Origin of the sequence: Azospirillum rugosum (assembly GCF_017876155.1) — a bacterium.
Lineage (GTDB): Bacteria > Pseudomonadota > Alphaproteobacteria > Azospirillales > Azospirillaceae > Azospirillum > Azospirillum rugosum.
In genome coordinates this window covers 141,422-160,724 of sequence record NZ_JAGINP010000020.1, presented here as the reverse complement: position 1 = coordinate 160,724, position 19,303 = coordinate 141,422, and the positions used below count along the sequence as shown (strand labels likewise).

Genomic DNA, 19,303 nt, shown 5'->3' with positions numbered 1-19,303 from the left:
CTGGGGCGCCTCCAGCGGCACTGCGAAAATATAGTAAGCGTTACGAGCGCCCCCTTCTTTTCGAACCGGGTTCCGTGATCGAGATTGCGCGCGGGCTCACGGGACGCGGAGGGTACGATGGAGGATGGCGCCAGACTTCATCCCAGGCTTGAAGCCATGGATGAAGGCAGGCCGTATCGGCGGGTCGAGGTGATCACGGGCCGTCGGCAGCGACGCTCGTACACGGCGGAGGAGAAGGCGCGCATTGTGGCGGAGAGCGCGGCGCCGGGCGTCAACATCTCGGAGGTCGCGCGACGCAACGGGGTGAACCGCGGCCTGCTCACGGTCTGGCGCCGGGAGGCGGGCGTCGTCGCGGAGGCGGCCCCGATGCAGACGCCGCTGTTCGTCCCGGTCACGGTGGCCGAGGAAACGACGCCCGCTCCCCCGGAGGATCGCCGCCCGGCACCTCGGGAGGTGCCGCCGGGCCGCATCGAGATGGACCTACGCGGCGGGCGGTTGGTGTTCCATGGCGCCGTCGATCCCGACCTCGCGGCGGCGGTCATCGCGGCCGCCCGGGGGCGGGGGTGATCACGCTGCGTCCCGACCTCAAGGTCGTGGTCGCCACGCAGCCCATCGACTTCCGCAAGGGCGTCCACGGCCTGGTCGCCGAGGCGCTGAAGGCCGATCCCTATTGCGGCGACGTCTTCGTCTTCCGCTCCAAGCGCAAGGACCGGCTCAAAATTCTGGTCTGGGACGGCAGCGGGCTAATTCTCGCAACAAAATGGCTGGAAGCCGGCCGCTTCTCCTGGCCGCCGGTCCAGGATGGAGCGATCCGTCTGAGCGCTGTGCAGTTCGCGCTTCTGCTCGACGGACTGGCGTGGCAAACAGCCTCGCCGCCACCGGTCAAGAAGCCACGTTGGATGGGCTGAATGCGTTGATTCGTCTGGGGTTTAGCGGGTTTCCCCGGTATACTCCGGCACATGCCGCTGCCCCCATCCGCTCCCTCAGGACACCGCCGAGCTGGCCCGCATGGTCCGTCGCCTCGCCGCCGAGAAGGCGGCGTTGCAGGAGCAGGTGAAGACCCTGAAGGCGTTGATCTGCGGGGCCAAGTCGGAGAAGGCGGCGGGGATCGATCCCAAACAGGGCCTCCTCGATCTCAGCGATCTCGCCCTTGAGGCCGCGCCGGCGGCCAACGACAACGCCGATCGGGCCGCGCCTGAGCGCCCGCGGCGGCCGGCGAACTGGAACGTCGGCGCGCTGCCCCGGCATCTGCCGCGGATGGAGAGGGTGATCGAGCCGGAAAGCACCACCTGCCCGTGCTGCGCGGGGCGGCTGCACCGGATCGGCGAGGATGTCGCCGAGGCGTTGGACGTCATCCCCGCCGTCGTGCGCGTGCTGCGCACGATCCGGCCCAAGTACGTCTGCCGGGCCTGCGCCGGCCCCCCGGTCCAGGCTCCGGCCCGGCCGCGGGTCGTGGACGGCGGCCTGGCCTCCACCGCCCTGGTTGCCCATGTCGTGGTGGCGAAGTTCGCTTGGCATCTGCCGCTGTACCGGCAAGCGCAGATGTTCGCCGGTCAGGGCGTGGCGCTCGACCGCGCCACCCTGATGTTCTGGGTTCGCCGGGCGGCTTGGTGGCTGAAACCCTTGTACGATCGGCTCCTGCTCTACATCCGCTCCCAGGAACGGGTGTACTGCGACGAGACGCCGTTGCCCCGGCTCGATCCCGGGCGGGGCCGGACCAAGGTCTGCCAGCTCTGGGCCCAGGCGGTGGACGACCGCCCCTGGCGGGGGTCAGCCATGCCAGCGGTCGGCTACGTGTTCGCCGAGGGGCGCGACAAGGCGACGCTGCAGGAGCAGATGGCGGCGTTCGCCGGCATTCTTCAGGTCGATGGCTACGCCGCCTACAAGGCGCTGGTCCGTCGCCGGCGCACCGGGGCAAAGGTCCGGCTGGTGTTCTGCCTGAGCCATGCACGCCGCAAGTTCGTGGCGGTGTACAAGGCCACCAAGTCGGACGTGGCGCGCGACGTGATCGCGCGCATCGGCGCGGTGTATGCCATTGAGGAGCGCAGCTGCGGCACGACGGCCGAAACGCGTCGCCGGGTGCGACAGGCCGAGAGCCGGCCGCTCATGGAGGCGCTGAAGGCCCGGCTGCTGGAGGTGCGGGGCACGATCTCCGGCCAGTCGAGCCTGGCCAAGGCGATCAACTATACCCTGGGCCACTGGGACGGGCTGGTGGCCTTTCTCGATGATGGCCGCATCGATGTCGATACGAACACGGTGGAAAGAAGCATGCGCCCGATCGGTTTGGGCCGTAAGAACGCTTTGTTCGCCGGCTCGGCGGCGGGTGGCCGGGACTGGGCGATCCTGGCCTCGCTCATTCAGAGCGCCCGCCTCAACGGCGTCGATCCGTTCACCTATGTGGCCGACGTGCTGGAACGCATGGTGTCCGGCGCGGTAAAGGCCAACGCCCTCGACCGCCTGTTGCCATGGATGTGGAAGGCGGAGCGGGACGGCGCCGTCGACGATGGCGAGGAGAGCCAAGCGGCATGATGGCCAAGTCCGCTGCGAACACCGCCTCGGCGGCGCTCAAGCCGATGCTGGACGCCAACGAACTCGAAATCTACCTGCGGGCCCGCGGTAGGATGGCGCCGGTGTCGCGCCTCGACGCGCTCGACGGCTACCTGACCGCCGTGCTGATCGGGCCGAAGTTCATCGATCCGTCGATCTGGATCGGCCAGCTCCTGGGCGAGCGCGCCCTGCTCGCCGTGGAGGAGACCCGCGAGAACTTGGCCATCCAGGCCGTCGCGCACCACCACAACCGCCTGTCGGAGACCATGACGCAGTTTCCCTACCTGTATCGGCCGCAGTTGCCGCCGCACCGGGACGGAGGTTGGGACCCGATGTTCTGGTCCCTCGGCTTTCTAGCCGCCACCCGGCTGGCGCCACGGGCCTGGAAGAGCGTAACCAATCCAGACAAGCCCGAGCACGCCGCCTTCCAGGCGCTGGACCCCATGCTGTTCGGCACCGAGGCCATCGCCGAAGCCGGCGTTCCCGCCCAGGCAAAGGCCATTCTCGACCTCCGCGAACACTTCAAGGTCCGCCGCCACAGATCGATGCGGTGATTGCCCGGCCCGAACCAAAGGGTGCGCTCGCAACGCTTACACTTGATCCAGCGATAGAGGGTTGAGAGACCGACTCCATGCTGCTCGGCCACCCGCTTGACATCCTCCTGGCCGCGGCGCTCGCACCGGACCAGGGGCTTGATGATCGTGAAACGGCGCTTGGCCTCGGCTAGGTCATCCTCGGGAAGGCTGTCTAGCGCCCGCGTCGGTTCCGGCTTCGCAGCGCTGTCCGGATGGGACAGCTTGGAAACCGGCACCACCTGCGTCTCCTTCGTCTCAACATCTTCGATCAGGACCGATGAGGCGGTGACCGCTTCCAGAATGGTGCAGGACCGTCCCCGCAGCTTGACGGCCGCGCCGGCGCTGAAGCTGAACCGCGTCGTCATGCGTCTACTCCCTTGGGGTGCCGGAGCATGGTCCGCATGGTGATCGGCCGGTCGAGGTCGACCACGAGCTCGAAGCGCGCGATCAGGGTCCACAAGCTGGGCAGTACCCGCACGCGTTCCGCCGCATTGCCGGCGACGCGGTCGGCCAGCTCCTGCACGGTGATCGGCGCCTCCACTGCCACCGTGAGCAGCCGGTCGCGGAAAGCCGGATCAGCTGGACGGTCGCCGAAGGGAAGCAGGAAGGTGGCGTTCTCCAGCCGTGGGGTGCGAATTTCCTTTTCGGTCGCCAGTGTGAAGCCCCACCCACGCTCCGCGGCGAATCGGCGAGCCGCAGCGAAGCGCTCCTCCAAGGTGCCCGCCAGCAGGTGCGGATCGGTGGAATATTTCACCTCCACGAGCTGCGGCGGACGACCAATGCCATGGTAGGTGACCAGGAAATCCGGGACATAGCGACGCTTGGTCCCCTGGCCGACGCGGTATTCGATACGCACCGGCTGCTCTTCGACTCCGGCGACGTAGCGATCGAATCGCTGCAACAGGGCGAAGTCCCGCTCCAACGTTGATTCGACCGCGACCCATGCCCGGCCGCCCCCCATCGGAACCCGCCTTGAGACACTGCGGTAGCAGAGACCGATCTTGCGGACCGGCATGCGTCACCTCCCGGATTCAACCTTAGAGGACTCGCAACGGCGCTTTCTCTCGCGACGTCAGATTACACGCATAGCTGGCATATTCAATTCTTTACGCACCAACCGATCCAACCAGACTGCGACACTTTCGCCGGAGCGGTGCGCGGCGATGCGCGCCGCCTCCTTCACCTCGGCCGAAACGCCATCCAGCTTCCAGAACGGGCCCTTTCCCCACGGCGCCGTTTCCGCCGCTGGTTCAGCCATGGCGTTCAGGGGTTTCCGCCTGGTGCCGGCCAGATCGACCAGATTGCGGTAGGTCGGCTTCACGCCGCGCCGTTCGAGGATGGCCTTGGCCGACGAGAGTTCCTGGCGGGATGCCGGCGCAAGCGCCTCCTTCAAGTGCCAATCGACGGCATGGACGAAGGCGAAGGGCAGAGCCTCCCCGAAATTCGTCCGGATGTGGATGCGAGCCATGCCGACACCGCGCGCGGCCTCGACGAAGCGGTGCGGCCAGTCGCCCAGCAGATGATGCGCCATCGCGACGATCACGCACCGGGCCCGCGGCGTCAGCAAGGCGCCGTCGCGGGCGCGCGGCAGCGTCTCGGGCGGCACTGCGAGGCGCGGGTCACGAGCGCCGATCCAGGCTCGGAGAGCGTAGGCGTGTTGACCACCGGCGATCAGGCGCGCGACCAACGCGAGGATCCGCAATATTGTAAAGGAGTAGACTGGGCCGTAGTCACCGAGTTGCTGCCAGCCCCGGTCAATGGTGGCCAGCAGGTCCTCCCGCTCCGGAGTGGGATCGAGAGGCGGCGCATCGCCGGCAAAGCGCCGGACGTCGGCGCCGCACGACCAGCAACAGACCCCATCATGCCGATCCTGCCGGAGCACACTGAACGGCTCGTTGCACGCGGGACAGCGGTCGAGCAGCAGGCGGTTGTGCGTCGGGCAGACCGTGAGGAAGGCAAGGCGCCATTCAAGGCGCAGGTACGGCACGGCGTCCTCGGTGAGGCACAGCGGGCAAACTTGCTGACCGAAGCATCGCTTCGCCTTTTCCCGCCCAGCCGGCGGGAGCCAGTCCAACTTGACGAGGCCATCGTCCCGTTCGAATGCCATCCCGGCCCACCGGCGGAAGGTGGACCGCTCCAAGGCCTCCACCGAGGCCCCGGTCTTGTCGGCCATCAGGCTCAGCAGGTGGAAATCGGCGTAGCGGTCCAGGTCTCGCGGATTGCGGTCGCCGCCGGGTTGGAGGATTCGGTACAGGTCCGCCGGCCGGAGCCCATTGCCGGCCGCAACGCGGGCGAACCAGGACGAGAAGGATTCACCTTCCAGGAGTGCGGGGCGCCCCGGCCAGAGGTCATTGGCGATCGGCGGCATCCAGAACCTCCCGAACGATGGACCTTGATGGCCTCATGATCGGGAACGGCGGTTCGCGTGTCTTGGAGGCGTCCGGGCAATCGCCGCATGCCTCTCGCCGCACACCACCGTATGATTAGGTCTCTAAGGACTCCACTCCGACGGCGCCCCCTTTAGGCGAGAGGGATCCGAAGACCGCATGCGCGGACGCACGCCGACCAGTGGAGCAAGCGCGATGCGGTCTGAGCGCACAACACGCGCGTCAACCAGTTGGAACTGCTTGTGACTTTAGGAGATCGACGGTTCGAAACCGTCTCGCTTATGCGTGATGCACTCTCACGTATAAGCGGCAAGTGTCACTTAAAGGGGAAAGCGACATCAAAAAGCGCGTTGCGCTGAAGAAATGTGGCGGATGGGGGGAGATTCGAACTCCCGATACCCTTGCGGGTATGCCGCATTTCGAGTGCGGTGCATTCAACCGCTCTGCCACCCATCCGCTGCCCCGTTTCCGGGGTGGCGCGGAACCTACCCAAAAGCCTTTGGGGATGCAAGCCCCTTGTTTGCGGGATTTTGCAGGAAAATGAACGCCGCATTACCACCAACCCTGTTGACTCAGGGTGGGTCGTCGGTATAAATCCCCGCTCTCACGAACGGGCTTGCACCTCAAACGGTGGGCGAGCGGCCCGCTGTTTGTTTTGGAATAGGCAGTGACGACGATGTTTGCAGTGATCCGCACCGGCGGCAAGCAGTACAAGGTCGCCAATGGCGACGTGATCCGCGTTGAGAAGCTCGAGGCCGAGGCTGGCGCCTCCATCACGCTCGGCGACGTGCTGATGGTGAGCGACGGCGGCAGCGCCACGGTTGGCACCCCGACGGTTGCCGGCGCGGCCGTGACCGCCGAGGTGGTCGCCCAGGATCGCGGTCCGAAGATCATCGTCTTCAAGAAGAAGCGCCGCCAGAACTACCGCCGTAAGAACGGCCATCGCCAGGACCTGACCGTCCTACGCATCACCGGGATCAACGGCGCCGCCTGAGCGGCCGCCGACCAGTCACAGGAGTAACCCCCCATGGCTCACAAAAAAGCAGGCGGCTCCTCGCGCAACGGCCGCGACTCCGCTGGCCGTCGTCTCGGCGTGAAGCACTTCGGCGGCGAGACCGTCGTCTCCGGCAACATCATCGTCCGCCAGCGCGGCACGAAGTTCCACCCGGGTGAGAACGTCGGCATCGGCCGGGATCACACGCTGTTCGCCACCGCGGCCGGCGTCGTGACCTTCAAGCGCTCCGCCAAGGGCCGCACCTTCGTCGCCGTCGAGGCGGTGCAGGTTCCGGCGGTCGCGGCCGAGTAAGCTTGGCCGGATAAGCTTGGCCGGCCCGTACGGTGTAAGCGGATAAATCGGGGGTCCGGGCAACCGGCCCCCGATTTTCTTTTGTTGGTATGGTGGTCTCCGCCCTCGCCTCTCCCCTCGGGAACGGCCGGCGGGGCGCAGTTTGCAGATTGGCCGGCACGGTCCCCGATGAAGTTCCTCGATCAAGCCAAGGTGTTCCTGAAGAGCGGCGACGGCGGCCCCGGTGCCATCGCGTTCCGCCGCGAGAAGTTCATCGAGTTCGGCGGGCCGGACGGCGGTAACGGCGGGCGCGGCGGCGACGTGGTGATCGAGGCCGTGAACGGCCTGAACACGCTGATCGACTACCGCTACAAGCAGCATTTCAAGGCGCAGCGCGGCAACCACGGCATGGGGTCGAACCGCAACGGTGCCAAGGGCACCGACGTGGTGCTGCGCGTGCCGGTCGGGACCCAGATCCTGGACGAGGACCAGGAGACGGTGCTGCTCGACCTGACGGAGGCCGGCCAGCGCGTCACCTTCCTGAAGGGCGGTGACGGCGGCTTCGGCAACGCCTACTACAAGACGCCGACGAACCGCGCCCCGCGCAAGGCCCACCCCGGCTGGCCGGGGGAGGAGCGCTGGGTTTGGCTGCGGCTGAAGCTGATCGCCGACGCCGGCCTGCTCGGCCTGCCCAACGCCGGCAAGTCCACCTTCCTGGCCGCGACCACCGCGGCGAAGCCGAAGATCGCCGACTATCCCTTCACGACGCTCGCCCCCAACCTGGGCGTGGTGCGCGCGGGTGAGGAGGAGTTCGTGATTGCCGACATTCCCGGCCTGATCGAGGGCGCGCACGAGGGGCACGGGCTCGGCGACCGCTTCCTCGGCCATGTGGAGCGCACCCGCGTGCTGCTCCACCTGATCGACGGCACGGCCGACGACGTCGTCCACTCCTACACGACCATCCGCAACGAGCTGACCGCCTATGGCGGCAACCTCGCCGACAAGCCGGAGATCATCGGCCTGAACAAGGCCGACGCCCTGCTGGACGAGGAGGTCGCGGAGAAGAAGGCGGCGCTGGAGGAGGCCTCGGGCGCCGAGGTCATGGTGCTCTCGGGCGCCACGGGCCAGGGCGTGCAGGCCGTGCTTTACCGCTTGCTCACGCTCATCAAACAGTCCAAGGAAGAGGAGCCCGACGTCATCCACGCCCCGGCCACGCGCTCCATCCCGCGGCCGCCGGTCGGCCAGAAGATCGACGACGAGTATGCGGGCTGGAACGAGGAAACGGGCGAGTACGACCCTCTGCCCGCGGATTCCGACGCCTGGGACGATGATGACGATGATGGCGGCGACGATGGTGACGACGACAGCGACGACAGCGACAACGGCCGGGGCGCCCGGGGCTGACGCCCCCGCCCGGCTGCCCACCCTGCTGGACTCGCGCCGGCTGGTGGTGAAGATCGGCTCGGCCCTGCTGGTGGACAGCGCGACCGGGCAGGTCCGGCGCGAATGGCTGGACGCGCTGGCCGACGACGTGGCCGCCTGCCGCAAGCGCGGGCAGGAGGTGGTGATCGTCACCTCCGGCGCCGTCGCCTGCGGGCGGGAGCATCTGGGCCTCGTCGGCCGCCCCCTGCGGCTTGAGGAGAAGCAGGCCGCCGCCGCCACCGGCCAGATCCGGCTGGCCGCCGCCTACCAGGAGACGCTGGCCCGCCACGGCATCACCGTGGCCCAGGTGCTGGTGACGCTGGAGGACACGGAGGAGCGGCGGCGCCACCTGAACGGCCGCGCCACCATCGACACGCTGCTGAAGCTGGGCGCAATCCCGGTCATCAACGAAAACGACACGGTCGCCACGTCCGAGATTCGCTTCGGCGACAACGACCGCCTCGCCGCCCGCGTGGCGCAGATGATCAGCGCCGACACGCTGGTCCTGCTGTCGGACATCGACGGCCTTTACACCGCCGACCCGCGCAAGGACCCGGACGCCCGGCACATCCCCGTTGTCCAGGAACTGACCTCCGACATCGAGAACATGGCCGGGGAGCCACCGCCCGGCTACAGCTCCGGCGGCATGGTGACGAAGATCGTCGCGGCGCGCGTGGCGCTCGCCGCCGGCTGCCGCATGGTCATCGCCAAGGGCAAGCGCATGAACCCGCTGGCCGCGCTGGAGCAACGGCCGGAGAACGGCGGGGCGCTGTGCACCTGGTTCCTGCCGGCGGCCGAGCCCTCCAGCGCGCGCAAGGCCTGGATCGGCGGCAACCTGAACGCCGCGGGCTCCCTGACCGTGGACGCGGGTGCCTTGAAGGCGCTCGCCAACGGGGCCAGCCTGCTGCCGGCCGGCGTGCGCGCGGTGGACGGCGACTTCGACCGCGGCGACGTGGTGGTGGTGAAGTCGCCGGACGGGCGCGAGGTGGCGCGCGGCCTGACCGCCTACGCCGCCGACGACGCCCGCCGCATCGCCGGCCGCAAGAGCCACGAGATCGAGGAGATCCTCGGCTATCGCGGACGCGACGAGATGATCCACCGCGACGATCTGGTGGTGCGGTGAGCGTTCCCCTGTCGGCCCGCCCGCCGCTCCAGGCCATCCTGTGGGACATCGACGGCACGCTGCTGGACAGCGAGCCCTGGCACCAGCGCGCCACCATCGCGGTGTGCCGGGGCCTCGGCCACGACCTGACCGAGGAGCAGTACGGCAGCACCCTGGGCATCGCCTTCCCGGACTTCTACGCGCGGCTGAACGCACAACGGCCGATGACCGTGACCTTCCAGGAATGGGCGGACGCCATCACCGACCTCTATCTGGAGCGCATCGCCGAGGTGGAGGCCCGCGCCGGCGCCTTCGCCCTGGTCGAGGCCTTCGCGGCGCGCGGCCTGCGGCAGGCCTGCGTGTCGAACAGCGGCCGGCGGGCGGTCGAGGCCAACCTGCGCCGCATCGGCAGCCCGCATTTCGCCTTCGGCCTCAGCCGCGACGAGGTGACCAACGGCAAGCCGCACCCGGAGCCCTACCTGACCGCCGCCGCCCGGCTGGGCGTGCCGCCGGAGGCCTGCGCGGTCATCGAGGACAGCCCCACCGGCGCCCGCGCCGGCAAGGCCGCCGGCATGCTGACCATCGCCTGGCCCCAGCACCCCCACCTGCTGTTCGAAGCCGCCGACCATGTGGTGGAGGACCCGGGCGCCCTCGACTGGGACGCGCTCTGCGGCTTCGCGGAGCGCATGGCGGCGGATTGACGCGTTCGCGACCGGCGCGCGACAGCACAACCGCAGCGTAGCATGATCGAGGCGCACACCAACGCATTCGATCGCCGAGCCATGCCGCAACCCGCAAAGTACGCAGCCTGGGCCCTTGCCCTCGCCGTTTGGGCGCTGCCGGCCGCGGGTGGCGACGCTGACCTGCCCCTTCTGGACCCGCCCAGCCGCTGGCACAAAATGGGGCCGACCGACGCCGAGTCGAGCAGCCGGTGCATCGGCCAGTTGGTCAGCCCCATCTGCACCTTGGAAACCCTGCTCGCGTGCTTTAACCACGCCGTCAACGCACTCTGCACGCTGGCCACCGGAAGAGACCGAGAAATCATCCCGAAGGACGGAGAAGGCAGAGGCACCACGCTCTATCGCGTGGTCGCGACGCGCCGGCTCAAGGCAGGGGACGTTCCCCGACGCTGCCTCAACGACGATCTGGAACCGACGTGCAAGGCTGGCAATGTCCAGATCACGCTGAGCAAGCGTCCTTGCTGGGGCGCCGAATGCTCCCCACCGGACAAAGACCCCATAAAGATGGGCACAATCTATACGTTACGGAAGGAAAGCAATGGCCGATGGATCGTCTTCGAATGGTATTCACCGCCATACTGAACCCAAAAGGCTGCCATTCCATGCTGCACGCCGCGAAACTCACAGTCCTGGCCCCGATCCTCGTCTTGTGGGCGTTGCCGGCCGCGGGCAAAGACCCGGACCTGCCTCCTCTGGACCCACCCAACCGCTGGCACAGGATGGGGCCGACCGACGCCGAGTCGAGCAGCCGGTGCATCGGCCAGTTGGTCAGCCCCATCTGCACCTTGGAAACGTTGCTCGCGTGCTTTGAACACTCGATCAACGCCCTCTGCACGCTCGCCACCGGGAGACAAATACGGGCCATACAGATGGACGGACGAGGCAAAGGCACCACGCTCTACCGGGTCGTCGCAACGCGCCGGCTCAAGGCACGGGACGTTCCCCGACGCTGCCTCAACGACGATCTGGAACCGACGTGCAAGGCCGGCGATGTCCAGATCACATTGAGCGAGCGTTCCTGCTGGAGCAACGGCTGTCCTCCGCCCGACAAAGACCCGATAAGGATGGGAACAACCTACACGTTGCGGAAGAAGGACGGTGGCCGATGGATCGTTTTCGAATGGTATTCACCGCCATACTAGACACCATGTTAGTCACGACCCCTCCTTGAAAAGCTAAAATGATTTTTTATATCTTCTTCCTTGTTCTTTTCTCTTTGCAGTTGCTTTACTTTTCTATCCGCGAGATAGTATGAAAGCTGTTCACTCAGCCTTTCGTCCGTCGCAAGGTAAGAATAGGCCGCGATAGTCCCGGGACCCATTTGCCTGTCCTTCGGCATTTCAGGATACCCATTGTCTTGAAACACGCGGTTCATCGCGTCCTGAATGATTTCCGTCCCTCGCCCTCGGCCAAAGCGGAACAGCGTGTCGGCGAAGGCGGCGGCGGCTTCGTCGTTTCCAATCTCGTCCAGCGCCTTCCGGCCGCCAACGGTCCTCAGCACGTCGTCGAAGTAGTACGGATAAATCGCCGCTCGTTGTCGCACCGTCAGTTGATCCGGCTTCCGGACCTTTTTGAGACCCGGCAGATCCTCCTTCGCCAAATCCAGAATGTCCTGGGTGATTCCGCTTGCCGCCCCCGATGTCGGATGCGTCGTCATTCCGCCTTCCATAGCGAAGATTTTGGCGTAGATCAGCCGCTGGCTCGCCGACAGGTTCGGCATTTGGGCGAGCGCCTCGTTGAAATCCTCCCAAGCCCTGGGTTGGCTCTTGAAATAGTCGACCTTGAAGGACGGCAATTCCGGAATATCCGCCTTTTTGCGCTCGTCCACGGTCACGGCATCCGTTGCCGTCTTCGCCTTGGAATTTTCCGCCACCTCGATGGTGCGGTCGCGCAGCCACGTCTCGATCTCCTCGCGCGAGGCGACGCGGGACGACTCATCGGGTCGATCCGCCGGATCCCGCAGAGAGGAATCGGGTGCGGCGCCCTGTCCATCTTCAGCGTCGGCCGTCGCGGACCGTTCCGCCAACGGCGCGAAGCTTGAGAAATCGCCCTCGGCGATCAACCGTCCGGTCGCGTCGGTCGTCCCATCGGTTCCGTAGACCCGCTCGAATTGCCGCGTGACGTAATCGGCATACGCCCGGTCCGTCCGATAACGCGGATCCTCGACAAGCCGGTTCAACGCGTCCGCGGGGTTCGGCAGGGCGGCATCGTCCGGGATGGGCTCGACGGTCGGCAGCGACGTCGCAGCGGGCTCCTCGTCGGCCATGTCGTTCGCTGTATCGGTGGACGGGGCGGCGTCATCGGGCGCGGTCCCGCCGCGCTCCGGTGCTGGGTCATCCGACTCCCGAAGCACGGACCGCCGTGAAACCGGACGCGCGTCGGCCGGAGGCGGCGACCGTTCCCCGCCGGAGCGTCCCCACCTTCGCCCTCGGCCAAGCCGGCCTCCTGTGCCACATCGGCTCCGGCATCCTGCGGCCAGGAGTCCGCCTCATTGTCCAATCCACTCTCGTCCTTGATGGTCACCGGGGACATCGCGCCCATTGCCAAAGACTCCTTTCCTGGCCGGATCTCATGCCAACGGGACGGCGCGGCCCTGGCGATCCGCCAAAGAAAAGGGCCGGCCCAATGGCCAGCCCCTGTTTGGTCGCACGCGTCCCGTGTTCGCCACGGAACATATCAGGATATTATTCCTCGATCAACAGCCCGCCATCGGGCGCTTACCCCTTCGTCCAGAAAAAATACGCCGTCATGGCGACGCCCACGCCGATCACGAACTTGCGCAGGAGCGGCGGCGGGATGTGGCGGGCGACGGCGGCGCCGGCGTAGCCGCCGGCTATGGCGGCGACCAGCATGATTAGGGCCTCGGTCCAGTAGACGGCGCCGCCGAACACGAAGGCCACCACCGCCACCGCGTTCAGGCAACCGGAGACCAGCGCCTTCAGCCCGTTCATGGCATGCAGGTCGGTCAGGCCGAAGACGCCCAGCGTCGCCAGGATCAGGATGCCGATGCCGCCGCCGAAATAGCCGCCGTAGATGGCGATGAGGAACTGCACGACCAGCACCGTGCCGTGCCCGACCTTGAAATTGCGCCGGATGTAGGCCGACACCTTCGGGCCGAAGGCGAACAGCACCGTGGCGAACAGCAGCAGCCAGGGCACCACCGCCTCGAAGGTGCGCTGCGGCGTCCACAGCAGCAACAGCGCGCCCAGAAGCCCGCCGACCAGGCTAACGCCCAGGAAGGCCGGCAGGTTCACCTCCCGGACCCTCCCCAACTCCCGCCGGTAGCCGTAGGCGCTGGCGAGCGCGCCGGGCGACACGGCGACCGTGCTGGTGGCGTTGGCGTTCAGCGGCGGCACACCGACCATGATCAGCGCCGGGAAGGTCAGGAAGCTGCCGCCCCCGGCCACGGCGTTGAGCACGCCGGCGAAGAAGGCGGAAACGATCAGCAGCAGGGTCAGCATGGGGCACGCGTCCGGCGGAAAAAAGGCGCGCGGACTATGCCCGTTCAGCGCAGCTTCCGGTACTGCGTTTTCGACGCATCCCCGCCCTACGACCGCGGCGGAAGCGTACGCAGGTACGCGACCAGCGCGCTCAGGTCCGCGTCGTCGATGCTCTTGTAGAAATGGTAGGCCATGGGCGGACCGAGCCGGGCGCCGTCGGGGCGTACGCCCTCCGTGATCGCGCGCTTGATCTGGGCGTCGGTCCACAGGCCCAGCCCATGCTCCTTGTCCGAGGTGATGTTGCGGGACACGGTCGTGCCCCAGGGGCCGGTGAAGCGCTCGCCGCCCAGCCCGGCGCGGGTCATGTCGCGGCGCCCGTCGGGCAGCATCGGCGTGTGGCATTCCAGGCAGTGGCCGAGCGGGCCGGCCATGTACGCGCCGTACGCCAGACGGTCGCCGCGCGGCACGTCCGGCACGGAGCCGACCGGGGGCCCGTACGCGGCCGGCAGCGGCATGCGGTAGACCGACTTCGGCACGGCGTTCTTCACGGCGGGCACGCTGCGCAGGTAGGCGACGATGGCGCGCACGTCGCCGTCGGACAGATGGCGGTAGAACTCGTAGGGCATCGGCGGGCCGATCAAGGAGCCGTCCGGCCGCTTGCCCTCGCGGATCGCGGTCACCAGCTGCTCGTCGGTCCAGCGGCCGATCCCGGTCTCCGGATCCGGCGTGATGTTGGACGCGTAGGCGGTGAAGGGCTTCTCGTCGAAGGGCGTTCCCCCCGCCATCTCCATGCCCGGCACCGGCCCGTTCGGCCCCTGCGGCGTGTGGCAGTTGCCGCAGGCGACGATGCCGTTCATCAAGGCCTTGCCGCGTTCCAGCGGCGTTTCCGCCCGGACTCCCTGCCCCAGGCACAGCACGACCACCGCCGCGGCCACGCCGCAACGCATCAACCCCGTCATCTCCGCCTCCCCGCGTTTTCGCGTTTTCGCGTTTTCGCGTTTGGGAGAACGCTAGCGCGGCAACAATCCGTGTTACAGCGCATTGTTGAGCGCGCAGCTCAGCTTTTCGGCGTATTCACCCGCCTTTCGCGAGCATCCCTTTCACGGAGTTGGGGGATGCGGTAGAGTTGCGCCCCTTTCAACCGGGCCCGCGGAGTCGGGCCCCGCCACCGGAGTTGGACCGATGTCCGCCCTGCTTGAGACCACCGACGCCCTGCACGACCAGATGCTCGCCCTCGGCCGCGCCGCCCGCGCCGCCGCCGCGGAGCTGGCGACCATGCCGGGACCGTCGAAGGATCAAGCCTTGAGGGCCGCCGCCGCCTCGATCCGCGCCCGCAAGGCGGAGATCCAGGCGGCCAACGACGCGGACGTCGCCGCCGCGGGAGAGCGGCTTGCCGGCCCCATGGTGGAGCGGCTGACCCTGAACGACGCCCGCATCGAGGCAATGGCCAAGGGGCTGGAGGACATCGCCGATTTCCCCGATCCCATCGGCAGCGTGATGGCCGAATGGACCCGGCCCAACGGCCTGACCATCCAGCGCGTGCGCGTGCCGCTGGGCGTCATCGGCATCATCTACGAAAGCCGCCCCAACGTGACCGCCGACGCCGGCGGCCTCTGCCTGAAGTCCGGCAACGCCGCCATCCTGCGCGGCGGGTCGGAGAGCATCCGCTCCTCCCGCGTCATCGCCGATTGCCTGGCCGACGGCCTGCGCGCCGCCGGCCTGCCGGAGGCGGCGATCCAGCTGGTCCCCACCACGGACCGGGCGGCGGTCGGACACATGCTGACCATGCGCGGCCTCGTCGACGTGATCGTGCCGCGCGGCGGCAAGTCGCTGATCGAGCGGATCTCCGAGGAAAGCCGCGTCCCGGTCATCAAGCACCTGGACGGCAACAACACCGTCTACGTCGACGCCGGCGCCGACCTGGAGAAGGCGCGCAAGGTGGTGATGAACGCCAAGATGCGCCGCACCTCCGTCTGCGGCGCCGCGGAGACGCTGCTGGTCGACCGCAAGGTGGCCGACCGCATGCTGCCGGTGCTGGTGAAGGACCTGCTGGACGCCGGCTGCGCCGTACGCGGCGACGAGGTCGCCCAGGCCGCCGACCCGCGCGTGACTCCGGTCGTGCCTGAGGATTGGGACACCGAGTATCTGGACGCCGTCATCGCCTGCGGCGTGGTGGACGGGGTCGACGCGGCCGTCGCGCACGTCAACCGCCACGGTTCCCACCACACCGACGCCATCGTGACGGAGGATCCGGCCGCGGCGGAGCGCTTCCTGAACCGCGTCGACAGCGCCATCGTCCTGTGGAACGCCAGCACCCAGTTCGCCGACGGCGGCGAATTCGGCATGGGGGCGGAAATCGGCATCTCCACCGACAAGTTCCACGCCCGCGGCCCGGTCGGGGCGGAGCAGCTGACCAGCTACAAGTACGTCGTGCGCGGCGATGGCCAGACCCGGCCGTAAGGTGGGCGGTTGCCCCCACCCTAACCCTCCCCCGCTTCGCAGGGGAGGGAACTCCGCCTCCTCCCCCGCAAACCTCTCCCCCTCCCCTGCCCAGCGGGGGAGGGTCGGGGTGGGGGCCCCGTGAAAGCGCTCCCCCACCCATACACCGGCCCCCTCCACGCCGGCCTGCGCATCGGCCTGCTCGGCGGGTCGTTCAACCCGGCGCACGCCGGGCACCGGCACATCAGCCTGCACGCGCTGAAGGCGCTGGGGCTCGACCAGGTCTGGTGGCTGGTCAGCCCGCAGAACCCGCTGAAGCCCGTCCGCGGCATGGCGTCGCTGCCCGAGCGCATGGCGGAGGCGCGCGGCGTCGCCCGGCATCCCCGCATCCGGGTCACCGACATCGAGCGTGACCTCGGCACGCGCTACACCGCCGACACGCTGGCCGAGCTGAAGCGTCGCTTTCCAAGAACGCGCTTCGTCTGGCTGATGGGTGCCGACAATCTTCGGCAAATACCCCGCTGGCGGGACTGGACTCGAATCTTCCGGCTGGTCCCGGTTGCAGTTCTCGCCCGTCCAACTTATTCTATGAGTGCGCTTGGTGGCATGGCCGCTCAGCGCTATGCCCGTCGCCGGGTGAAGGACCATCGGGCCAAGGGGTTGGCCGGCCACGCGACGCCGGCCTGGATCTTCCTCCGCAACCCGCTGCATCCGGCCTCGGCGACGGCGATCCGGCGGGCGCGTGCCCGCGGGTCGTGACCCTGTATGACGAGGTGGGTACCATCAACACGTTCATCGAACCGGCCGCGCCCGTTGTGCGGCCCGCGCCCGTTCCCCAGCCGCAGGAACTGAAGGCGCTTATCGAAAAGTCCCTGGACGACGACCAGGCGGATGACGTCATCGTCATCGATCTTGCCGGCAAGACCAGCATCGCGGACTACATGATCGTGGCGTCCGGCCGCAACACCCGGCACATCGCCGCCATGGCCATGAAGCTCGCCGACCGGCTGAAGCAGTCCGGCATCCGTGGCGTCGAGGTCGAAGGCCTGCCCCAGTGCGACTGGGTGCTCGTGGACGCCGGGGACGTCATCGTCCACCTGTTCCGCCCGGAAGTCCGGACCTTCTACAACATCGAGAAGATGTGGGGCCTGGATGCGCCGCGGCCGTCGGCCGAGCGCATGAGCGCCTGACGTCGTCGGAGGGGGAGCCGGATTCATGCGTCTGTGGCTTGCCGCCGTCGGGCGGTCACGGACCGGTCCGGCGCGCGACCTCTACGACGAATATGCCGGCCGGCTCAGCTGGCCGCTGACGCTCCGCGAGGTCGAGGTCAAGAAGCGCCTGCCGCCCGACGAGATGAAGCGGCAGGAGGCGGAGCTGTTGCTCGCCGCCATTCCCGCCGGTTCCATCGTCGTGGCGCTCGACGAGCGCGGGAAAAGCCTGTCCAGCGAGGCCTTCGCGGGCAGGATCGGCGCCTGGCGCGACCAGGGTGCGGCCGACATCGCCTTCCTGATCGGCGGGGCCGACGGCCACGGCGACGCGGTCCGCGCGCGCGCGGACTTTCTTTTGGCCTTGGGCCTCATGACCTGGCCGCATATGTTGGTGCGGGGCATGCTGGCGGAGCAACTCTACAGGGCTCAGCAAATCCTGGCCGGACACCCATATCACCGGGCGTGAGCGGGTGCGCCGGTGTTCGGCGTGCCTGTCCACCGGGTAGCCTAGACAGCAGACCAACCACGACTGGCGTATGAGGAGCGCGATGACCGAGACCAAACGTCCCCGACCCGTTGTCCTGTGCATCCTGGACGGCTGGGGCTATCGCGAGGAGCGGACGGACAACGCCATCGCGCTGGCCGACACGCCGACCTGGGACCGCCTCTGGTCGTCGGAGCCGCGCGCCTTCCTGGAGGCCAGCGAGGAGGAGGTCGGCCTGCCCAAGGGGCAGATGGGCAACTCCGAGGTCGGGCACATGAACCTCGGCGCCGGCCGCGTGGTCATGCAGGACCTCGTCATGATCGACCACGCCATCGTCCAGGGCGAGTTCGAGCGCAACACGGCGCTCAACGATCTCGTCAAGGCATTGCACAAGACCGGCGGGCGCTGCCACATCCTGGGCCTGCTCTCCCCCGGCGGCGTGCATTCCCACCAGGACCACATCGCCGCACTCGCCGCCGTGCTGGCGCGCGAGGGCGTGCCGGTCGAGGTCCACGCCTTCACCGACGGCCGCGACGTGCCGCCGCAGAGCGCCAAGGACCAGGTCGCCGAGTTCATGGCCGACGTCCATGAATTGGCCGGCGTCAACGTCGCCACCGTGTCCGGCCGCTACTACGCCATGGACCGCGACAAGCGTTGGGACCGCGTCGCCAAGGCCTACGCCGCCATCGTGCGGGGCGAGGGCGAGCGCGCCGCCGACCCGATCCAGGCGATCGAGCAGAGCTACGCCACCGGCAAGCACGACGAGTTCATCCTGCCGACGATCATCGACGGCTACACGGGCCTGAAGGACGGCGACGCCATCCTGATGGCCAACTTCCGCGCCGACCGCGCCCGCGAGATCCTGGCCGCCTTCGTCGATCCCGCCTTCGACGGCTTCGACCGCGGCACCGTCCCGGCGCTCGCCGCCGCGGTGGGCATGGTCGAATACTCCTCCGCGCTCGCCAAGCTGATGACGACCATCTTTCCGCCGAAATCCTTGACCAAGGTGCTGGGCGAAGTGGTCAGCGAGGCCGGTTTGACTCAGTTGCGCATCGCGGAGACGGAGAAGTACCCGCACGTCACCTTCTTCTTCAACGGCGGCGAGGAGCGGGTGTATCCGGGCGAAGACCGCATCCTCGTGCCCTCGCCCAAGGTCGCGACCTACGACCTGCAGCCGGAGATGTCCGCCGAGGAAGTGACCGACAAGGTCGTGGAGGCCGTGGACAGCGGCACGTACGATCTGATCGTTATCAACTACGCCAACCCCGACATGGTCGGCCACACCGGCTTTCTGGACGCGGCGATGAAAGCGGTCCAGGCGGTGGACACCAGCCTCGGCCGTTTGGAGGCCGCAGTGCGCCGCCAGGGCGGCGTCATGCTGGTCACCGCCGACCACGGCAACTGCGAGATGATGACCGACCCGGAAACCCACGGCCCGCACACCGCCCACACGCTGGACAAGGTGCCGCTGGTGCTGGTCAACGGCCCGGCGGACGTCAAGGCGATCCGCAGCGGCCGTCTCGCCGACATCGCGCCGACCCTGCTCGACCTCATGAAGCTGCCGAAGCCGGCCGAGATGACCGGTGCCAGCCTGCTCGACCGCGCCGCCGCGCAAGCCGCCGCGGAATAACGCATGGGCGCAGAGCAGACCTGGCGGACCGTCCTCGCTCTGGG

At 68.0% G+C, this 19,303-nt stretch carries 21 protein-coding genes and 1 tRNA gene; 16 read left to right on the top strand and 6 right to left on the bottom strand.

Annotated elements, in window-relative coordinates; all coding sequences use genetic code 11:
* The first annotated feature begins 156 nt into the window (after positions 1-156).
* The 4 genes from tnpA (at position 157) to J2851_RS25000 (ending at position 3,101) form a co-directional block, all read left to right on the top strand.
* Positions 157-567, top strand: a complete 411-nt coding sequence (gene tnpA / locus J2851_RS25015; protein WP_209769664.1) for an IS66-like element accessory protein TnpA — start codon at positions 157-159, stop codon at positions 565-567.
* Entirely contained in the window at positions 564-908 is a 345-nt protein-coding gene (gene tnpB / locus J2851_RS25010; RefSeq protein ID WP_209769663.1) for an IS66 family insertion sequence element accessory protein TnpB, read from the top strand. The genes tnpA and tnpB overlap by 4 nt, the downstream gene beginning before the upstream one ends.
* A gap of 100 nt (positions 909-1,008) precedes the next feature.
* Entirely contained in the window at positions 1,009-2,529 is a 1,521-nt protein-coding gene (gene tnpC / locus J2851_RS25005; RefSeq protein ID WP_209769661.1) for an IS66 family transposase, read from the top strand.
* Positions 2,526-3,101: a YecA/YgfB family protein gene (locus J2851_RS25000; RefSeq protein ID WP_246500912.1), complete on the top strand. Its 576-nt coding sequence runs from the start codon at positions 2,526-2,528 to the stop codon at positions 3,099-3,101. The genes tnpC and J2851_RS25000 overlap by 4 nt, the downstream gene beginning before the upstream one ends.
* A 382-nt stretch (positions 3,102-3,483) precedes the next feature.
* Here the strand turns inward: J2851_RS25000 and J2851_RS24995 are convergent, their stop codons facing one another.
* The 3 genes from J2851_RS24995 to J2851_RS24985 form a co-directional block, all read right to left on the bottom strand.
* Complete coding sequence (locus J2851_RS24995; protein WP_209769659.1) at positions 3,484-4,137, bottom strand: TnsA endonuclease N-terminal domain-containing protein; 654 nt, start codon at positions 4,135-4,137, stop codon at positions 3,484-3,486.
* Between the two features lie 57 nt (positions 4,138-4,194).
* Positions 4,195-5,490 carry a TniQ family protein gene (locus J2851_RS24990; protein WP_209769658.1) on the bottom strand — a complete coding sequence of 432 codons (1,296 nt, stop codon included), beginning with the start codon at positions 5,488-5,490 and terminating at the stop codon, positions 4,195-4,197.
* Positions 5,491-5,875: 385 nt separating this feature from the next.
* Positions 5,876-5,965, bottom strand: a tRNA-Ser gene (locus J2851_RS24985).
* 220 nt (positions 5,966-6,185) lie between these two features.
* Between J2851_RS24985 and rplU the strand changes: the two genes are divergently transcribed.
* The 7 genes from rplU to J2851_RS24950 all read left to right on the top strand — a co-directional run bounded on the left by rplU (position 6,186) and on the right by J2851_RS24950 (position 11,200).
* Positions 6,186-6,503, top strand: a complete 318-nt coding sequence (rplU, locus tag J2851_RS24980) for a 50S ribosomal protein L21 (RefSeq protein ID WP_209769689.1) — start codon at positions 6,186-6,188, stop codon at positions 6,501-6,503.
* Between the two features lie 33 nt (positions 6,504-6,536).
* On the top strand, positions 6,537-6,815 hold the full coding sequence (gene rpmA / locus J2851_RS24975) for a 50S ribosomal protein L27 (RefSeq protein ID WP_209769657.1): 279 nt from the start codon (positions 6,537-6,539) through the stop codon (positions 6,813-6,815).
* A gap of 168 nt (positions 6,816-6,983) precedes the next feature.
* Complete coding sequence (gene obgE / locus J2851_RS24970) at positions 6,984-8,198, top strand: GTPase ObgE (RefSeq protein WP_209769656.1); 1,215 nt, start codon at positions 6,984-6,986, stop codon at positions 8,196-8,198.
* The gene (proB, locus tag J2851_RS24965) at positions 8,146-9,339 is read left to right on the top strand and encodes a glutamate 5-kinase (RefSeq protein WP_246500911.1); all 1,194 of its coding nucleotides are present in this window, start codon (positions 8,146-8,148) and stop codon (positions 9,337-9,339) included. The genes obgE and proB overlap by 53 nt, the downstream gene beginning before the upstream one ends.
* The gene (locus J2851_RS24960; protein WP_209769655.1) at positions 9,336-10,019 is read left to right on the top strand and encodes an HAD family hydrolase; all 684 of its coding nucleotides are present in this window, start codon (positions 9,336-9,338) and stop codon (positions 10,017-10,019) included. Before proB ends, J2851_RS24960 begins: the two co-directional genes overlap by 4 nt.
* Positions 10,020-10,061: 42 nt before the next feature.
* Complete coding sequence (locus J2851_RS24955) at positions 10,062-10,640, top strand: hypothetical protein (protein WP_209769654.1); 579 nt, start codon at positions 10,062-10,064, stop codon at positions 10,638-10,640.
* Positions 10,619-11,200, top strand: coding sequence for a hypothetical protein (locus J2851_RS24950; protein ID WP_209769653.1), 582 nt, complete (start codon positions 10,619-10,621; stop codon positions 11,198-11,200). Before J2851_RS24955 ends, J2851_RS24950 begins: the two co-directional genes overlap by 22 nt.
* Before the next feature lie 8 nt (positions 11,201-11,208).
* On the opposite strand, the gene J2851_RS24945 is transcribed toward J2851_RS24950, so the two are convergent.
* From J2851_RS24945 to J2851_RS24935, 3 genes are all read right to left on the bottom strand, one after another.
* On the bottom strand, positions 11,209-12,324 hold the full coding sequence (locus J2851_RS24945) for a lysozyme family protein (protein ID WP_209769652.1): 1,116 nt from the start codon (positions 12,322-12,324) through the stop codon (positions 11,209-11,211).
* Positions 12,325-12,775: 451 nt separating this feature from the next.
* Positions 12,776-13,519 carry a sulfite exporter TauE/SafE family protein gene (locus tag J2851_RS24940; protein WP_209769651.1) on the bottom strand — a complete coding sequence of 248 codons (744 nt, stop codon included), beginning with the start codon at positions 13,517-13,519 and terminating at the stop codon, positions 12,776-12,778.
* Between the two features lie 86 nt (positions 13,520-13,605).
* On the bottom strand, positions 13,606-14,457 hold the full coding sequence (locus J2851_RS24935; RefSeq protein ID WP_209769650.1) for a c-type cytochrome: 852 nt from the start codon (positions 14,455-14,457) through the stop codon (positions 13,606-13,608).
* A 223-nt stretch (positions 14,458-14,680) separates the two neighbouring features.
* Between J2851_RS24935 and J2851_RS24930 the strand changes: the two genes are divergently transcribed.
* The 5 genes from J2851_RS24930 (at position 14,681) to gpmI (ending at position 19,259) form a co-directional block, all read left to right on the top strand.
* Positions 14,681-15,958 carry a glutamate-5-semialdehyde dehydrogenase gene (locus J2851_RS24930; RefSeq protein ID WP_209769649.1) on the top strand — a complete coding sequence of 426 codons (1,278 nt, stop codon included), beginning with the start codon at positions 14,681-14,683 and terminating at the stop codon, positions 15,956-15,958.
* A gap of 120 nt (positions 15,959-16,078) precedes the next feature.
* A complete protein-coding gene (locus J2851_RS24925; protein ID WP_209769648.1) occupies positions 16,079-16,696 on the top strand; it encodes a nicotinate-nucleotide adenylyltransferase in 618 nt (205 codons plus the stop codon).
* Positions 16,693-17,127: a ribosome silencing factor gene (gene rsfS, locus J2851_RS24920; protein ID WP_209769647.1), complete on the top strand. Its 435-nt coding sequence runs from the start codon at positions 16,693-16,695 to the stop codon at positions 17,125-17,127. The genes J2851_RS24925 and rsfS overlap by 4 nt, the downstream gene beginning before the upstream one ends.
* A gap of 25 nt (positions 17,128-17,152) precedes the next feature.
* On the top strand, positions 17,153-17,611 hold the full coding sequence (rlmH, locus tag J2851_RS24915; protein WP_209769646.1) for a 23S rRNA (pseudouridine(1915)-N(3))-methyltransferase RlmH: 459 nt from the start codon (positions 17,153-17,155) through the stop codon (positions 17,609-17,611).
* An 82-nt stretch (positions 17,612-17,693) separates the two neighbouring features.
* Positions 17,694-19,259 carry a 2,3-bisphosphoglycerate-independent phosphoglycerate mutase gene (gene gpmI, locus J2851_RS24910; RefSeq protein WP_209769645.1) on the top strand — a complete coding sequence of 522 codons (1,566 nt, stop codon included), beginning with the start codon at positions 17,694-17,696 and terminating at the stop codon, positions 19,257-19,259.
* Positions 19,260-19,303 lie beyond the last annotated feature (44 nt).

Bases quoted from the DNA above. Each gene is read 5' to 3' on its own strand.
- tnpA (WP_209769664.1), top strand. From the start codon at position 157: ATGGATGAAGGCAGGCCGTATCGGCGGGTCGAGGTGATCACGGGCCGT.
- tnpC (WP_209769661.1), top strand. From the start codon at position 1,009: ATGGTCCGTCGCCTCGCCGCCGAGAAGGCGGCGTTGCAGGAGCAGGTG.
- J2851_RS25000 (WP_246500912.1), top strand. From the start codon at position 2,526: ATGATGGCCAAGTCCGCTGCGAACACCGCCTCGGCGGCGCTCAAGCCG.
- J2851_RS24995 (WP_209769659.1), bottom strand. From the start codon at position 4,137: ATGCCGGTCCGCAAGATCGGTCTCTGCTACCGCAGTGTCTCAAGGCGG.
- J2851_RS24990 (WP_209769658.1), bottom strand. From the start codon at position 5,490: ATGCCGCCGATCGCCAATGACCTCTGGCCGGGGCGCCCCGCACTCCTG.
- rplU (WP_209769689.1), top strand. From the start codon at position 6,186: ATGTTTGCAGTGATCCGCACCGGCGGCAAGCAGTACAAGGTCGCCAAT.
- rpmA (WP_209769657.1), top strand. From the start codon at position 6,537: ATGGCTCACAAAAAAGCAGGCGGCTCCTCGCGCAACGGCCGCGACTCC.
- obgE (WP_209769656.1), top strand. From the start codon at position 6,984: ATGAAGTTCCTCGATCAAGCCAAGGTGTTCCTGAAGAGCGGCGACGGC.
- proB (WP_246500911.1), top strand. From the start codon at position 8,146: ATGGTGACGACGACAGCGACGACAGCGACAACGGCCGGGGCGCCCGGG.
- J2851_RS24955 (WP_209769654.1), top strand. From the start codon at position 10,062: ATGATCGAGGCGCACACCAACGCATTCGATCGCCGAGCCATGCCGCAA.
- J2851_RS24950 (WP_209769653.1), top strand. From the start codon at position 10,619: ATGGTATTCACCGCCATACTGAACCCAAAAGGCTGCCATTCCATGCTG.
- J2851_RS24945 (WP_209769652.1), bottom strand. From the start codon at position 12,324: ATGGCCGACGAGGAGCCCGCTGCGACGTCGCTGCCGACCGTCGAGCCC.
- J2851_RS24940 (WP_209769651.1), bottom strand. From the start codon at position 13,519: ATGCTGACCCTGCTGCTGATCGTTTCCGCCTTCTTCGCCGGCGTGCTC.
- J2851_RS24935 (WP_209769650.1), bottom strand. From the start codon at position 14,457: ATGACGGGGTTGATGCGTTGCGGCGTGGCCGCGGCGGTGGTCGTGCTG.
- J2851_RS24930 (WP_209769649.1), top strand. From the start codon at position 14,681: ATGTCCGCCCTGCTTGAGACCACCGACGCCCTGCACGACCAGATGCTC.
- rlmH (WP_209769646.1), top strand. From the start codon at position 17,153: ATGCGTCTGTGGCTTGCCGCCGTCGGGCGGTCACGGACCGGTCCGGCG.
- gpmI (WP_209769645.1), top strand. From the start codon at position 17,694: ATGACCGAGACCAAACGTCCCCGACCCGTTGTCCTGTGCATCCTGGAC.